The organism is Jeotgalibacillus proteolyticus, from assembly GCF_002926065.1.
Classification (GTDB): domain Bacteria; phylum Bacillota; class Bacilli; order Bacillales; family Jeotgalibacillaceae; genus Jeotgalibacillus; species Jeotgalibacillus proteolyticus.
This window is the reverse complement of sequence record NZ_PREZ01000002.1, coordinates 366,263-381,474: the sequence shown is the minus strand read 5'-3', so window position 1 is coordinate 381,474 and position 15,212 is coordinate 366,263. Positions and strand designations below refer to the sequence as shown.

Annotated in this window: 20 protein-coding genes and 1 other annotated feature; of the genes, 19 read left to right on the top strand and 1 reads right to left on the bottom strand. The window is 43.5% G+C overall.

Features of this window, described 5'->3' with window-relative positions; translation table 11 throughout:
• Positions 1 to 41 precede the first annotated feature (41 nt).
• The 10 genes from C4B60_RS05630 to pheA all read left to right on the top strand — a co-directional run bounded on the left by C4B60_RS05630 (position 42) and on the right by pheA (position 7,693).
• Positions 42 to 740, top strand: coding sequence for a M23 family metallopeptidase (locus C4B60_RS05630; RefSeq protein ID WP_167578588.1), 699 nt, complete (start codon positions 42 to 44; stop codon positions 738 to 740).
• Positions 730 to 1,575, top strand: coding sequence for a M50 family metallopeptidase (locus C4B60_RS05625; protein WP_104057029.1), 846 nt, complete (start codon positions 730 to 732; stop codon positions 1,573 to 1,575). Before C4B60_RS05630 ends, C4B60_RS05625 begins: the two co-directional genes overlap by 11 nt.
• Before the next feature lie 50 nt (positions 1,576 to 1,625).
• A complete protein-coding gene (locus tag C4B60_RS05620) occupies positions 1,626 to 3,056 on the top strand; it encodes a ribonuclease E/G (protein WP_167578587.1) in 1,431 nt (476 codons plus the stop codon).
• A 68-nt stretch (positions 3,057 to 3,124) separates the two neighbouring features.
• Positions 3,125 to 3,199: a sequence feature (ribosomal protein L21 leader region), on the top strand.
• Positions 3,200 to 3,215: 16 nt separating this feature from the next.
• Positions 3,216 to 3,524, top strand: a complete 309-nt coding sequence (gene rplU, locus C4B60_RS05615) for a 50S ribosomal protein L21 (protein WP_104057027.1) — start codon at positions 3,216 to 3,218, stop codon at positions 3,522 to 3,524.
• An 11-nt stretch (positions 3,525 to 3,535) separates the two neighbouring features.
• Positions 3,536 to 3,868: a ribosomal-processing cysteine protease Prp gene (locus C4B60_RS05610; protein WP_104057026.1), complete on the top strand. Its 333-nt coding sequence runs from the start codon at positions 3,536 to 3,538 to the stop codon at positions 3,866 to 3,868.
• 17 nt (positions 3,869 to 3,885) lie between these two features.
• Positions 3,886 to 4,176, top strand: a complete 291-nt coding sequence (gene rpmA / locus C4B60_RS05605; protein ID WP_104057025.1) for a 50S ribosomal protein L27 — start codon at positions 3,886 to 3,888, stop codon at positions 4,174 to 4,176.
• Between the two features lie 275 nt (positions 4,177 to 4,451).
• Positions 4,452 to 5,009 carry a Spo0B domain-containing protein gene (locus C4B60_RS05600; RefSeq protein ID WP_167578586.1) on the top strand — a complete coding sequence of 186 codons (558 nt, stop codon included), beginning with the start codon at positions 4,452 to 4,454 and terminating at the stop codon, positions 5,007 to 5,009.
• A gap of 21 nt (positions 5,010 to 5,030) precedes the next feature.
• The gene (obgE, locus tag C4B60_RS05595) at positions 5,031 to 6,320 is read left to right on the top strand and encodes a GTPase ObgE (protein WP_104057023.1); all 1,290 of its coding nucleotides are present in this window, start codon (positions 5,031 to 5,033) and stop codon (positions 6,318 to 6,320) included.
• 32 nt (positions 6,321 to 6,352) lie between these two features.
• Positions 6,353 to 6,808, top strand: a complete 456-nt coding sequence (locus C4B60_RS05590; RefSeq protein WP_104057022.1) for an ACT domain-containing protein — start codon at positions 6,353 to 6,355, stop codon at positions 6,806 to 6,808.
• A gap of 27 nt (positions 6,809 to 6,835) precedes the next feature.
• On the top strand, positions 6,836 to 7,693 hold the full coding sequence (gene pheA, locus C4B60_RS05585) for a prephenate dehydratase (protein WP_104057021.1): 858 nt from the start codon (positions 6,836 to 6,838) through the stop codon (positions 7,691 to 7,693).
• Between the two features lie 74 nt (positions 7,694 to 7,767).
• Here pheA and C4B60_RS05580 read toward each other — a convergent pair whose 3' ends face one another.
• Positions 7,768 to 8,304 carry a transcription repressor NadR gene (locus tag C4B60_RS05580; RefSeq protein WP_104057020.1) on the bottom strand — a complete coding sequence of 179 codons (537 nt, stop codon included), beginning with the start codon at positions 8,302 to 8,304 and terminating at the stop codon, positions 7,768 to 7,770.
• Between the two features lie 141 nt (positions 8,305 to 8,445).
• Here C4B60_RS05580 and safA point away from each other — a divergent pair, with 141 nt between their 5' ends.
• The 9 genes from safA to yajC all read left to right on the top strand — a co-directional run bounded on the left by safA (position 8,446) and on the right by yajC (position 15,209).
• Positions 8,446 to 9,639: a SafA/ExsA family spore coat assembly protein gene (gene safA, locus C4B60_RS21245; RefSeq protein ID WP_135122097.1), complete on the top strand. Its 1,194-nt coding sequence runs from the start codon at positions 8,446 to 8,448 to the stop codon at positions 9,637 to 9,639.
• Positions 9,640 to 9,838: 199 nt separating this feature from the next.
• Positions 9,839 to 10,348, top strand: a complete 510-nt coding sequence (locus tag C4B60_RS05570; protein ID WP_104057019.1) for a YhcN/YlaJ family sporulation lipoprotein — start codon at positions 9,839 to 9,841, stop codon at positions 10,346 to 10,348.
• A 57-nt stretch (positions 10,349 to 10,405) separates the two neighbouring features.
• Entirely contained in the window at positions 10,406 to 10,708 is a 303-nt protein-coding gene (locus C4B60_RS05565; RefSeq protein ID WP_167578585.1) for a BofC N-terminal domain-containing protein, read from the top strand.
• Positions 10,709 to 10,867: 159 nt separating this feature from the next.
• Positions 10,868 to 11,479: a Holliday junction branch migration protein RuvA gene (ruvA, locus tag C4B60_RS05560; protein WP_104057017.1), complete on the top strand. Its 612-nt coding sequence runs from the start codon at positions 10,868 to 10,870 to the stop codon at positions 11,477 to 11,479.
• Between the two features lie 24 nt (positions 11,480 to 11,503).
• The gene (gene ruvB / locus C4B60_RS05555; protein ID WP_104057016.1) at positions 11,504 to 12,505 is read left to right on the top strand and encodes a Holliday junction branch migration DNA helicase RuvB; all 1,002 of its coding nucleotides are present in this window, start codon (positions 11,504 to 11,506) and stop codon (positions 12,503 to 12,505) included.
• Positions 12,502 to 12,705 carry a DUF2905 domain-containing protein gene (locus C4B60_RS05550; protein WP_104057015.1) on the top strand — a complete coding sequence of 68 codons (204 nt, stop codon included), beginning with the start codon at positions 12,502 to 12,504 and terminating at the stop codon, positions 12,703 to 12,705. Before ruvB ends, C4B60_RS05550 begins: the two co-directional genes overlap by 4 nt.
• Before the next feature lie 17 nt (positions 12,706 to 12,722).
• Positions 12,723 to 13,748 (top strand): tRNA preQ1(34) S-adenosylmethionine ribosyltransferase-isomerase QueA, encoded by a 1,026-nt coding sequence (gene queA / locus C4B60_RS05545; protein ID WP_104057014.1) that lies wholly within the window; start codon positions 12,723 to 12,725, stop codon positions 13,746 to 13,748.
• Between the two features lie 16 nt (positions 13,749 to 13,764).
• Positions 13,765 to 14,904 carry a tRNA guanosine(34) transglycosylase Tgt gene (gene tgt / locus C4B60_RS05540; protein WP_104057013.1) on the top strand — a complete coding sequence of 380 codons (1,140 nt, stop codon included), beginning with the start codon at positions 13,765 to 13,767 and terminating at the stop codon, positions 14,902 to 14,904.
• 35 nt (positions 14,905 to 14,939) lie between these two features.
• Complete coding sequence (yajC, locus tag C4B60_RS05535; protein ID WP_104057012.1) at positions 14,940 to 15,209, top strand: preprotein translocase subunit YajC; 270 nt, start codon at positions 14,940 to 14,942, stop codon at positions 15,207 to 15,209.
• The last annotated feature ends 3 nt before the right edge of the window (positions 15,210 to 15,212 follow it).

Genomic DNA, 15,212 nt, shown 5'->3' with positions numbered 1-15,212 from the left:
TAGGTAGAAGGACAACCTATGGAAAAGGGAGCGGAGAATATATGAGGCATCCATCGCTTTTAAAGCATCAGGCAGCCGAAAGAAGAAAAAGCAGAGCTAGGAAGAAACTGCAGAAAAGCCCGCCGGAGGGTGTAAAAGAAGCAGTTTCTTTATCGGGGGATCAATCCTACTGGGCTATTAATAAGATTCTGGTTAAGGCGATTGTTTCGGTTATCATTGTCGCTGCTTGTTTATGGGTGCAGGATCATCCCGCATCCTTTCCAAAAGAAATAAGTGCCCCAATCAAGTCCCTTGCCGGAAAGACCTTTTCTTTTGCTTCCATGCAGGAAAAATGGGGCCATTATATAGGATATGAAGGGACAAGCTCGGAGGCGGCTCTTTATACGTCCGATTTTCTTTATGCAGCGCCGGTATCTTCTTTTACAGATTCAGCCATGTCCAAACAAGGGGATCAGCTCGTTATAGCAGCCATCAAGGGTGAAAGTATTTATGCAACTGAAAGCGGGATTGTTCTATTCGTAGGCAAAAAGCAAAATGAGGATACAGTAATTATTCAGCATGCCGATGACCGGCAAACCATCTATGAATCAATCACGCCGGCAGTTCTGCGGCCATTTGATCCGGTGCAAAAAGGTCAGATGATCGGACAGGCAGCAAGCAATGATGGCATTAAATTTTCTGTAAAAGATAGTGAGGGTTTTTTAGATCCATCATCCCTATTTCTTGAAAATGAAAACTGATTCCAACTGGCTGGTCTCTGTGCATCCGCTAACCTGGCTGCTGGCTGCTGCATCCTTTCTAACCGGCCAGTTTATCTCTTTTTTCATCCTTATACTACTTGTCATAATTCATGAATGCGGTCACGCGGCTGCAGCTTTTTGGTTCAAATGGAAAGTGAAATCAATTACCCTGCTTCCTTTTGGGGGGAAGCTTGAGGTAGAGGGAATTTTAGACCGCCCTTTGGGGGAAGAGGTTGTCGTTGTTTTATCAGGACCGCTTCAGCATGTCTGGCTGGGGGCAGCAGGGTTTTTCTTTTTACAGGACTGGAGCTACTATACTGAATTTATGCAGCTGAATTTTCAGCTGCTATGCTTTAATTTACTTCCGGTATGGCCTCTTGACGGAGGACGCCTTATGTTTTTATTGCTTGCTAAAATTTCTCCTTTCAGACAAGCTGTAAAGCAAAGTCTGATTATAAGTATGGCAGGCTTACTACTGTCTCTCTGGGCAAGCATTTTTCTTTTTCTGTTTAATCTTCAATTAATGATTGTGCTCCTTTACGTCTTTACAGCATGTTTGGTTCAATGGAGGCATAGACACATGCTTGAGCGGCAATTTTGGCTAGAGAGGCTAAATAAACATGCTCCTAATAAAGGAGTTCCACGAATGATAACCGTTCAAAAGCAATCGCCCATAAGTCATATTCTTCACTCGCTAAAAAAAGGACAAAGAGATGTAATTATTATAAAGGATTATGCTGATACGGTTGGAATGGTACCCGATCTTTCTTGTATAGAGCATTATTTTAAAAACGGACTAATCACTCAGCCGGTCTCCTTCCTGCTTCAAAAATAATCATGGTATACTTAATCAATCAGAACGTGAATCAGAAGGAGAACATCACTGTGGAAAAGAAGCTTTTAATTAATGCAAGAGAACGGGAAAAAAGATGGGCGCTGCTTGAAGGAAATAAAATTAAGCGTTTTGAGGTACATCAGCCTGACCGGGATTCTAAGGTGGGTAACGTATATAGCGGAGTAGTTGAAACGATTAAGCCTTCATTAAATGCTGCTTTTGTTTCCTTTGATAAAGGAAGAAACGGTTATCTTCCATTAAAAAATATCCCGTGGGCAACGAATTCAGATTTGATCCAGTCTGTCCTTCATCAGGGACAGCGAATTATGTTGCAGGTAACAAAGGACGAATCTGATCTAAAAGGAGCGGTAGTCACCTGCTCAGTTGAATGTGCTGGAAGTGCTCTTGTTTACTTTCCTTTTGGTAAAATCGTCACTATTTCAAAGAAAATAGAAGATGCGGCAAGCAGAAAAGAACTGATTACCTGGAGTAAAAGCCTACTTGAAGAGACAGAAGGGCTGCTTATCCGTACAGAGGCATACCAGCTTACAAAGGATGAACTGGAAAAGGAACTCAGCAGACTGAGAACAGTGGTTGAAAACTGGAAAACAATGTTTCAAAGAAATGAATCCTCTGTTTATCCTATTTTGTCTCGCACGTCCTTTCTGGTATCAGTCGAACAGGTTCTGCTAAAGGAACAGGCAGGCACAATGTTAATTGACCATAACGATACGCTGGACTATGTGAATCAATTTCTTATGTCAAAACCTGATCTCTCGTGGTCAAGCGAACTAGTTACTGGAGACGAAAATGTCTTTGATACGAACGGTGCGGGGCTGGCTGAGGAGTCCAACCGAAAAAAAATCGTTTGGATTGACGGAGGAATATCGATTGTCATTGAGCATACTGAAGCCTTGACGGTTATTGATGTGAATTCAGGTAAAATGGCAAAATCAGCAGACAACAGGCAGACGGTGAAAAAAGTGAATGAAAGGGCAGCTTTGGAAGTAATGAGGCAGCTCCAATTAAGAGATATCAGCGGCATTATTATTATCGACTTTATCAATATGATAGAAGAGGATCAAAGAGCTCTAACAAAAACAATTCAAAACAGAGCAGCCAAGGACCATAAGCATATTGAAGTCATTGGTTTTACGGAACTATGCCTATTTCAGCTGACCAGAAAAAAAACAAGGCCTTCTTACGAAGAAATAAAAACCATACAATGCCAAGTTTGTGAAGGGAAAGGAACCGTTCTTTCACCGGCTTCGCTTGCATTTGAATTGGAAAGGGAACTGTATGAAAAGAGAAGGGAAATTCTCAATTTTATCGAAGTCGAGGCTTCAAGTGATGTAATGTCAGCTTTTAATGGAGCGGAGGGCTCTTTTTCTAAAGATATCGCCAAACTGTTTGGGTTTAAAATAGTATGGAATATAATTGAATCTCCTTATCCTGTTTATCGAATTAATAAATTAACGTAAGGATAAAAGAATTGCATTGACACTGAAGATTCAATTGTGATAACATTCATATGTTACTGTTTGTAGCACCCGTGCTACAACCGCGCATTACAGGTCTAAGCACCGTTACGGTCACCTGTTAGATGGCGAGTCTGAGTGATTTGAGGAGGTGCAAGAGGAATGTACGCAATTATTGAAACTGGCGGAAAGCAAATCAAAGTTGTTGAAGGTCAAGAGGTTTATATCGAAAAGCTAAACTTCGAGGCTGGTGAAGAAGTAACATTTGATAAAGTATTATTTGTTGGTGGAAGTGACGTTAAAGTAGGAAGCCCATTAGTGGCTGGAGCTACTGTTACTGGTACTGTTGAAAAACAGGGTCGCGCTAAAAAGATCACTGTTTTCAAATACAAGCCAAAGAAAAACCAACATCGTAAGCTGGGTCACCGTCAACCATACACGAAAGTTGTGATTGGCAAAATCAACGCTTAAGGTTGGATGATATGATACATGTGATCATAGAACAGGATGCTGACGAGCGTATTAAGGCTTTTCAAATGGATGGACATGCCGATTATGATGAAGCTGGGAAAGATCTGGTTTGCGCCGGAGCTTCGGCTGTTTCCTTCGGAGCTGTAAATGCTGTTTTTGCGCTTACTGCTGTGGAGCCATTAATCGATCAGTCATCCAATGGCGGTTTTTTACGTGTCGATTTGCCCAGAGACATTGATCCTGCTGATGATCAGCGGGTACAACTGTTGCTTCAGGGTATGATTGTTTCGTTGCAGACGATTGAACAAGAGTATGGACAATACATTAAAATAACCTTCAAATAAGTGGGAGGTGGAATAAAATGCTAAGATTAGATCTTCAATTTTTCGCTTCGAAAAAAGGAGTAGGTTCTACTAAGAACGGTCGTGATTCAATCTCTAAGCGCCTTGGCGCTAAGCGTGCGGATGGCCAGTTCGTAACAGGCGGATCAATCCTTTATCGTCAGCGTGGAACTAAGATTTATCCTGGAACCAATGTTGGCCGCGGTGGAGATGATACTCTATTCGCTAAAGCAGACGGCGTAGTTCGTTATGAGCGCGTTGGTCGTGATAAGAAAAAAGTCAGCGTCTATCCTGTTGCACAGGAAGCGTAAGGTATGAGAAACTCTGGCCGTTTTCGGTTGGAGTTTTCTTTTTTTTAAAGAGATACTTCTTTTTCGCCCACTTTACTTCCATTTTTCCTCTTGCTGCTTAAGCCTTTAACCTTTAGTTGGATCCTGCTGTTAGAAGAAGCTGTAAGAAGAGGGCTTATCGCCTCTTCTAACAGCAGGCGAAAAGCAGATCGTGAAAAATGAGAACTTTTTTAGATGTAAAGTGCAGGTTTTGGTATACTAAAGTACAAGATAAAAGTGATAGTAGGAGGATGCTGATGAAGGATGTGACCAGATCACTTGAATTGCTTCAGCATAGCCGTCACGACTGGCTGAACCGGCTACAGGTGATTAAAGGAAATCTAGAATTAGCAAATATTGACCGAGCGAAGGAAATAATTGATGAGATTATCATCGAAGCGCGGCAGGAGGCTCAGCTTTCTTCGCTTGGCACACCACGGCTCAGCGAATGGCTGCTTACATACAATTGGGGCAGCTCAAAACGGCTTGCGTTAAAATTTGAATTTCTTAATGAAGGAAGAATTCCCGGTGAATTGGACTTTCCTTTATTTAGGTGGCTGACGTCTGCCGTGGATAAGATTGAACAATCGGTACCGGCTAATGCTGAAAATGAGTTATATTTAATATTTCGGATAGAAGAAGAGCATTGCAATTTTCGAATTGCCCTTGAATACGAGGGCGGTACGCTTTCTTGCTCCCCCTCTGAATTAATAGTAGATGCCGATGGACCGGTTTTGTACTGGAAACAATGTTCAGATAGCTCTTTTATTGTAGAAACTGCCTTTAACTGGGCTGTTTCAAAGCAAGATGGATAGAGAATAGAAGGAGGATCACCAATGTTTGTTGATCAGGTTAAGATTTATGTGAAAGGCGGAGACGGAGGCGATGGAATGGTTGCTTTCCGCCGCGAGAAGTATGTTCCTAAGGGAGGTCCTGCAGGAGGTGACGGCGGTCAGGGAGCGAGTGTCATATTTGAGGTAGAAGAAGGACTTCGTACCTTAATGGATTTCCGCTACCAAAGACATTTTAAAGCCCCTAAGGGTGAAAACGGAATGTCAAAAAACCAGCATGGCCGCGGTGCGCAGAATATGGTAGTTAAAGTTCCGCCTGGCACAGTCGTTAAGGATGAAAAAACCGGAGAAGTAATTGCAGACCTGACTGAGCATGGACAGCGCGCTACTATTGCAAAAGGCGGCCGGGGGGGCCGGGGGAATTCCCGTTTTGCTACACCAGCCAATCCGGCTCCTGAGCTTTCAGAAAAAGGTGAGCCAGGGCAGGAGCGGGACGTTGTAATGGAGCTTAAGCTCTTGGCAGACGTGGGGCTTGTCGGATTTCCAAGTGTCGGAAAATCTACGCTGCTTTCTGTTGTCTCAGCTGCAAAGCCAAAAATCGCTGAGTATCACTTTACGACCATTGCTCCTAACCTTGGTATGGTAGAGTCAGAAGACGGAAGAAGCTTTGTTATGGCTGACCTTCCCGGACTTATTGAAGGCGCTCACGCTGGAGTAGGTCTTGGTCATCAATTTTTACGCCATATTGAACGTACGCGGGTCATTGTACACGTAGTTGATATGTCAGCAATTGAAGGACGCGCCCCTTACGAGGATTATATAACAATTAATAATGAGCTGAAGGAATACAACCTCAGATTGACAGAGCGGCCTCAGGTTGTAGTAGCAAATAAAATGGACATGCCTGATGCAGAAGAAAACCTGAAGGCATTTAAAGAAAAAATTGGTCAGGATGTAAAGGTTTTTCCAATATCCGCTATCTCTAGACAAGGTCTGAAGGATCTTGTATACACAGTAGCTGATCTTATTGAACAAACACCTGAGTTCCCGCTGCAGGAAGCAGAAGCGGATGAAACGATTAACCGGGTTCTTTACAAGCATGAAGGGGTACAGGAAGAATTTAAAATCACCCGTGACCCTGATGGCAGCTTTGTTATTACCGGAGATTCGATTGAACGTCTGTTTAAGATGACAGATTTCAGCCGTGAAGAATCAATCCGCCGCTTCGCCCGTCAGCTGCGTGCGATGGGAATTGATGATGCACTTCGTGACCGGGGTGCAGAGAATGGGGATACGGTGAAGATTGTAGAGTTTGAGTTTGACTTTGTGGATTAATCAATTGACACAAGCGCATAGGAGTGAACAAGGTGACAAAAAAAGCTCTTGATGAAAGGTTTTATCTAGTAAGGGAGGATGTTCTTCCGGAAGCGATGAAAAAAACGCTTGATGCAAAAGAATTAATTGAGCGGGGAAAAGCCGAATCCGTGTGGGAGGCAGTTAGACAGGTTGATTTAAGCCGAAGTGCTTTCTACAAATACCGTGATACCGTTTTTCCTTTTCATACTGTAGTAAAAGAACAGATTATTACATTGTTTTTCCATTTAGAAGATCGTTCGGGCACCTTATCTGAGCTCCTAGGCGTTGTGGCTTCCTGCCGCTGTAACATTTTAACGATCCACCAAACCATTCCCTTACAGGGACGGGCAAATGTAACACTTTCTCTTAATGTCACTGACATGGCGGTCAGCCTTGATGAGATGCTTTCAAGGCTTAAGCGGTTAGAGTTTGTAGAAAAAGTAGAAGTACTCGGATCTGGTGCTTAAGAAGCAGTTGCAAAGTGAGGTTAGAATATGAAAATTGGTTATTTAGGTCCTGAAGCATCATTTACTCATCATGCGGTAAAGGGCGCGTTCAGCGATGAGGAACATGTCCCCTACACAACTATTCCTGATTGCCTTGAAGGATTAATCACAGCCCAAATAGACCGGGCAGTGGTGCCGCTTGAAAATGCACTGGAGGGATCGGTGCCTATTACAGTGGATTATCTTTATCATGATGCCGATGTGCATATAACAGCAGAATTAGTCTCTCCAATACAGCAGCACTTAATGGTACACCCTGAAAATGAATCGAGATGGGAAGATGTCGGCAGGATTTTATCTCATTCCCACGCGATTGCCCAGTGCCATAAATATTTGTATTACCGGTTCAGAGGTAGAGCGCTTGAAACGTCCACCTCTACTGCTGCAGCTGCAAAATATGTAAGTGAGCATCCGGAAGAAAATAGTGCAGCAATCGGCAATTCACTTGCAGCACATACATATGGCTTAAAGATCGTAGAACATAATATACATGACTACCACTTTAATCATACCCGTTTTGTGGTTTTATCAAGAAACCCGATTTTAGATGAGCTAAGGTTAGAATCAGAGGCTGAAAAAACGACCCTGATGGTCACGCTTCCGTCAGACGACCGTCCGGGAAATCTTCACCAGGTTCTGTCAGCCTTTTCATGGCGTCAATTGAATTTAAGTAAAATTGAATCCCGTCCGCTAAAAACGGGGCTCGGCAATTATTTCTTTATTATAGACGTTGAACAGTCTTTTGAGGGAGTTCTGATAAAAGGCGCCATTGACGAGCTTGAAGCGCTTGGATGCACGGTGAAGGTTTTAGGCAGCTATAAAAAATATTCAATTGTACAAAAGTAATAGAATTGAAAATGGCCCATCAATCGGCTTGCTGATTGATGGGCCATTTTTTTTTATTTTTTTGAATGAAATAATTAATCCTTGACGAGTATGCGTGCCTTAAAAAGCTTTTCTTCTACCTGCTGAAGGATTGATTCAGAGTCTGCTTCTATTTCATGCAGATGAACACCGCCCGTCAATTCAGAGAGAAAAGAAGCATCTGTCGACTTAATTTTACTAATGAACTGAGTAACATCATCAGTTGTGAAAATCATCATGGAAGCCGTCAGATCTCCATAAACAGGATGTTCGATGGAAACATTTTTAATAGATGCACCTGCCTCTACAATTATTCTCATTTCCTCTTCAGACTGTTCAGGTTTATGGCGGCAAACAATCGTCCGTACTGCTTTTACCGGAGGGTTGGAAGGCATGTACAAATACCCCTGGCTCGTTGCGAGGATGGGCTCCTGCTTTGCTTTTAGTAAAGTAATGTCGCTGACAATCACTTGCCTGCTTACTTTCATTTTGGCAGCGAGCTCATTGCCCGTAATTGGACTTGCAGACACCTTTAGATTCTCAAGTATGGTTTGTCTTCGGGTCTCACCGCTTACTTTTTGATCCCTTGGCATTTTCTTTCAACCTCTTTCGATTAATCTTTAGGGATAATTGTAACACAGTAACAGCTTTCTTTAAGGAACGGCATTAAAAAAGTGGCAAATATCCGCATTAATCATAGGATATAAAGAACGATTTATGGAGGAGGGAAAAAAGTGAAGATCCACGTTGTTCAAAAAGGGGATACATTATGGAACATCGCTAAAAAGTATAATGTGTCTTTTGAAGAGCTCAAAGCTGCAAATACTCAGCTTTCTAATCCTGATATGATTATGCCTGGGATGAAGATTAAAGTACCATCCCATACCAAAGCAGCAAAAGAAGTAATCGTGAAAGAAACCTCTGTTAAGGAATCTGTTATTCAGCATCCATATCAAGATCACAAGCCACAGGCACCGAAAATGCAGTATCAGCCGGTGCCGATTCCTCAGCAGAAACCGATCATGATGCAGCCGGAAATTGATATCCATCAAACGTATAATCTGCAGCTGCTTCAATCTCAGCCACAGCAGCCAGCACCAATCCAGATGCCGCATTTTGCGGTTCCGGAAATGCCAAAGGCGCCCTCTCATCCAGTAAAGGAAAAAGTAAAAGAGGTAAAGAAAGAAGTCAAAAAAGAAGTTAAAAAAGAAGTGAAAATGGAAGCAGCACCGGCAATGCCTGCTGTACCGTGTCCAACGGAAGGAGTTTTACCAGAAATGATGAATGAACCATGTCATCCGGTTACGCCGGTTATGCCTGGGGATGGATTTAATTTTCCTATACAGCATCACCACGGAATGATGCACCCTCAGGTACAAGGAGCTCAAATGATGCAGCATCCCCACATGCAGCATGGGGGTCCGCTAATGCCTCAAGGTCCTCAAGTACAGGGAATGCAGATGATGCCGCATCCTCATCATGAAGAATACGCGCCTTGGCATCCACACCATATAGCAGGAGCAGAAACCCACCATCAGAAGCCTTGCGGTTGTGGGGGAGGCCATCCTCATCATCCGCCGCACATGATGCCGCAGCCATATGGTCAGCCGGTTGCAGGCGCCCAAATGCCTGGAGGCTTTCATCAAGGAATGGGCTGGAATCCTAATGCACAAGGGGGGCAGCCAGGAATGATGCCAATGGACCAAATGCAGGGATGGCCTCATATGGGGCAGCCTCAGGGCATGATGAATGGAATGATGCCGATGGATCAGATGCAGGGCATGATGAATGGAATGATGCCGACGGATCAGATGCAGGGTATGATGAACGGAATGATGCCAATGGATCAAATGCAGGGTATGATGAATGGGATGAATACTGGAACGATGCAGCCAATGCCGCGATTTTATAATGAATTTGAGGAGTAATAAAAGGAAAAGGAGGCGGGAGACCGTCTTCTTTTTCTTTATGAAAAAAACCGGTTTAATATTAGTAAGTGTATAACAAAATGCTGCAGCCGCAGTTGAAAAGTCGGTAATGGAAAAGCAGGAAATTATTTAAGCTTACCAACTCGAATGAATCACCTTCTGCTGACAAAAGCTAGTCTTAAGATGCGGAGGGGTTTAAATGAAAAAAACACTATTATTAGTTCTGCTTGCGGCAATAACAGCCGGGTGCAATCATTCTTATAAAGGCGCTGATCCGCACCAGGAGCCGCCAATTTTATCAAGAGAAAATGATCGTTACGACCAGCAAAACGGTAAGGATATCGCTTCGCTGGATGGCTTAATGGACAGCGGTTCAAATATGCGTGATGAAATGCACCAGGGGGAATTTGCTGATCACCTTGCAGAATTAATTGCTGCGATAAATGATGTAGACAATGTAAAAGTAATTATACATGAAAATGTAATTGCTGCAGCAGTTACCCATTCAGCAGGTAAGGATTTAATGGAAGAAGTATTCAACACGGTAAACAATGAGGCCGGTGGTCAATATGAGATTTATGTTTCTCAGGATAAAGCTGCCTACTGGGTTGCGCAGGGTATTGATACCGGTATGCGAGATGGCCTGGATGAGGAATGGGAGCATGATAATATGGCAAGCCTGATACCGCTTATGACAAAGATGTCTTAAAACAAAGGTATAATGCTTGAATTACTCCACACACTACTTTAAAGGAGGGTGAGCATGATGGACAGAACTGTTAAGGCTTTGGCTGTACTGATGTGTCTGCTGTTATCTATGGCTATTTCACCGCAAGCATACGCGGGAAGTCCTCAAGAAATTACCGTTACACTCGAAGTTATTTATGAGGATGGAGATAAAAGCGTTGAGGAGATTGTGGAGCATGTAGAGGCAATGGAGGATTTTTGGGCTAAGTACCATGCATGGCAGCTCGTTAATATGTCTCAGGAGGAAGTCGTTTTTCGTCTGAGGGCAGAGGAAGTATCGCCATTAAATGTATTAAGTGGATATAGCAAGGTATCGCCATAACAACCGGGTAAAGCGCCGGTTGTTTTTTTGTCTTTTTAAATGTTTGTCTTTCTGGTAAAATAAGAACAAATGTTTTGTTTTGAATTCTGTACTATATTGAAGGCAATAAAGCGATAATATATGGTACAATGGAGAATGGACCTGAAAGGAAGAGTTCACATGTATGAATACATAAAAGGGGAAATTGCCCTTATTTCGACTGAATATATTGTAGTAGACCATCAGGGAATTGGCTATCAGCTTTTTATGCCAAATCCTTTTGTCATGTCTCAAAAACAGGGGCAAACCGCACAGATATACACGTATCAGCATGTCCGTGAAGATCAGCTAACGCTATTTGGTTTTCCCAGCATGGAAGAAAAGCTTTTATTTATGAAGCTTTTAAATGTGTCAGGAATCGGCCCAAAGGGTGCACTGGCGATTTTAGCTTCTGGAGCACCTGAACAGGTAATTGAAGCGATTGAAAATGAGAATGATACTTTCCTGACAAAGTTCCCTGGGGTTGGGAAAAAAACCGCAAGACAAATGATTCTTGACCTTAAAGGCAAGCTTCAGGATGTAGTGCCGGACTATTTTCCAAACTTATTTACGGATCCTAAAAGCAGCCTAGCTTCTGATAAAAAAGAGCTAGAGGAGGCAATACTTGCTTTAAAAGCCCTTGGGTATTCCGAGAGGGAAGTTAAAAAAGTGGAGCCTGCTTTACGTAAGGAAGCGTTAACTACAGATGAGTATATAAAAAAGGGATTGCGGCTTATGCTCAAGCTTTCCTGATGAAGGTGAAAAGGAGGGGATCGGATGGAAGAGCGCATTGTATCGGGAGAAGCGGAAAATACAGAGGAGCAGTCTTTTGAACAAAGTCTTAGACCCAGACTCCTTAAAACCTATATCGGTCAGAATCAGGTAAAAAACAACCTTGAGATCTTTATTGAAGCTGCTAGAAACAGACAGGAAACCCTTGATCATGTTCTTCTCTATGGTCCGCCGGGTCTTGGCAAAACGACACTTGCAGCTGTTATTGCCAATGAAATGGGCGTCAATCTGCGCACGACAGCAGGACCGGCGATTGAGCGTCCTGGGGACCTTGCGGCAATTTTATCCGCTCTAGAGCCTGGGGATGTTTTGTTTATCGATGAAATTCACCGGCTCCCAAGAGCGATCGAAGAAGTTTTATATCCGGCAATGGAAGATTTTTGTCTGGATATTGTGATTGGAACAGGTCCGAGTGCGAGATCCGTCCGGCTGGATCTGCCTCCTTTTACGCTGGTGGGCGCCACAACACGTGCCGGCGCTATATCAGCACCTTTAAGAGACCGTTTTGGCGTGCTCTGCAGACTGGAGTACTATGAAGAGCGAGATTTAGTTACTATTGTCCGGCGTACTGCAGATATTTTTGATACAGCAATCGATGACCAGGGAGCTCTTGAAATCGCAAGACGCTCGCGCGGAACTCCGCGAATCGCCAACCGTTTATTAAAACGGGTACGTGATTACGCGCAGGTCCGCGCACAAGGAGCAATCACCTATCCCATTGCCCAACAGTCACTTGAGCTATTACAGGTAGACAGACTCGGGCTTGACCACATCGACCACAAGCTGCTTATGGCAATCATCGAACGGTTTAAAGGCGGCCCTGTGGGATTGGATACGATCGCTGCAAGCATTGGGGAAGAATCAACCAGTATTGAGGACGTATACGAGCCGTATTTACTGCAGATCGGCTTTTTGCAGCGGACACCGAGAGGCAGAATTGTAACAGAAAATGTTTACCGGCACTTTAAGCTTGAGGTGCCAAAATGAGCCTTCCAAAAACCATCATGCTGATCGGGGCCGTTCTTCTGGTCGCGGGGTTTATCATGCAATTTATAAAGCTTGGCAGGCTGCCTGGCGACATCGTAATAAAACGTGAAAATATGACCGTCTACTTTCCAATTGTCACATCCATTGTGATTAGTCTCATCTTAACAGGGATATTATTTTTCATCGGTCGTTTTCGTTAAAGTTAGGAGTAAATAAAGTGGATATTAAAGATTTTGATTTTCATTTGCCGGAGGAACTGATTGCACAGGTTCCACTGGAAGATCGTACGTCAAGCCGTCTTATGGTAATGAATAAAAAAACCGGCGACATTACCCATGAAGGCTTTAAAAAGATTGTTTCGTATCTAAGTCCTGGTGACTGCCTGGTATTAAATGATACAAAGGTGCTTCCAGCCAGATTAATTGGGGAAAAAGAGGGCACCGGTGCAGCTGTCGAACTCCTCCTGTTAAAGCAGCTGGAGGGAGACAGATGGGAAACACTTGCAAAGCCGGCAAAAAGGCTGAAGCCGGGCACTGTGCTCGTATTTGGCAATGGAGCGTTAAAAGCAACCTGCATTGATTCTGGTGACCAGGGTTCAAGAATTATGGAGTTCTCCTATGATGGGATATTCTATGAGCTGCTTGACCAGCTTGGCGATATGCCTCTCCCGCCGTATATTAAGGAAAAGCTTGAGGATCGCGACCGCTATCAAACGGTTTTTGCAAGGGAGCGAGGGTCAGCAGCTGCGCCTACTGCAGGGCTGCATTTCACTGAGGAGCTTCTTAATGAACTGCGTAAAAAGGGAGTGAAAATTGCGTTTCTAACCCTGCATGTCGGACTTGGCACGTTCAGACCGGTTTCTGTCGATTCCATTGAGGATCATGATATGCACAGTGAATTTTATCAGCTCACGGCGAAAACAGCAGATCTGTTAAATGAAGTTCGTCAAAATGGTGGAAAAATCATCACTGTAGGCACTACCTCAACAAGAACGCTGGAAACCATTGCGGATGAAAAGGGTCTTTTTAAGGAAGCCAGCGGATGGACCAGCATTTTCATCTATCCCGGCTATACGTTCCGCGCAGTAGATGCACTGATAACGAATTTCCATTTGCCGAAGTCAACATTAATCATGCTCGTCAGTGCAATGGCCGGAAGGGAAGCCACTCTTGCTGCCTACGAAGAAGCGGTCAAGGAAAAATACCGGTTCTTCAGCTTTGGCGACGCAATGCTGATCAAATAGAAGGGAGAACAACTACGTGAGCGCTATACGCTATGAACATATAAAAACATGCAAACAAACAGGGGCGCGCCTGGGGATTGTTCATACTCCGCATGGCTCGTTTGAAACACCTGCGTTTATGCCGGTAGGAACAATGGCTACAGTTAAAACCATGTCTCCTGAGGATCTTATGGAGCTCAATGCAGGGATTATCTTAAGCAATACGTACCACTTATGGCTGCGTCCGGGGCATGACATCATTAAGGAAGCTGGCGGGCTTCACAAATTTATGAATTGGGATAAGCCTATTTTGACCGATTCCGGAGGCTTCCAGGTTTTTTCCCTCAGTAAATTCAGGGATATTAAAGAAGAAGGTGTACATTTTAAAAATCATATAAATGGAGATAAGTTGTTTTTAAGCCCTGAAAAAGCAATGGAAATTCAAAATGCACTCGGATCAGATATTATGATGGCCTTTGATGAGTGCCCGCCTTATCCGGCAGAAGAAAAGTACATGAGGGATTCCGTTGAAAGAACCTCGAGATGGGCAGAGCGCTGTATCGCAGCTCATGAGCGTCCTTCTGATCAGGGGCTTTTTGGAATTGTTCAGGGCGGAGAGTATGAAGCTCTTAGAAAACAGAGTGCAAAGGATCTTGTATCGCTTGATTTTCCCGGTTATGCAGTTGGAGGATTATCAGTAGGCGAACCGAAGGATGTTATGAATCGAGTGCTTGAGTTTACAACTCCATGGCTTCCGGCTGACAAGCCGCGCTATTTAATGGGCGTTGGTTCTCCTGATTCACTAATTGACGGAGCAATACGAGGGATTGACATGTTTGATTGTGTTCTTCCTACACGGATTGCACGCAATGGAACACTGATGACCAGTGAAGGCCGTCTGGTGGTTAAAAATGCTAAATATGCCCGTGATTTTGGACCGCTTGATCCGAATTGTGAATGCCATGTTTGTAAAAACTACAGCCGTGCGTATATCCGTCATTTAATTAAATGTGAAGAAACGTTCGGAATTCGACTTACTACTTATCATAACCTGCATTTTCTGATAAACTTAATGGGACAGGTACGTCAAGCGATCAAAGAAGATCGTCTGGGAGATTTCCGGGAAGAGTTTTTTGAACAATATGGCTTTAATCAGCCGAATGCAAAAAACTTTTAATAGATTGAACGGCAGGAAGGAGGAGTTTAAGCAATATGGAAACATTAGTTACGTTATTACCCCTAATTTTGATGTTTGCGTTAATGTACTTATTTTTGATTCGTCCGCAGCAAAAGCGTCAAAAAAAGGTGGTTGAAATGCAAAACAGTCTTGCAAAAGGCGACAAAGTTGTAACCATCGGTGGCCTTCATGGCATTATTGATGCTATCGACGAAGGTCAGGTTATCTTGAAATGCGGAGATGGCAGCCGACTAACATATGACCGCAACGCAGTGCGTGAAGTGGTTGACAGACAAACTATGTAAGAA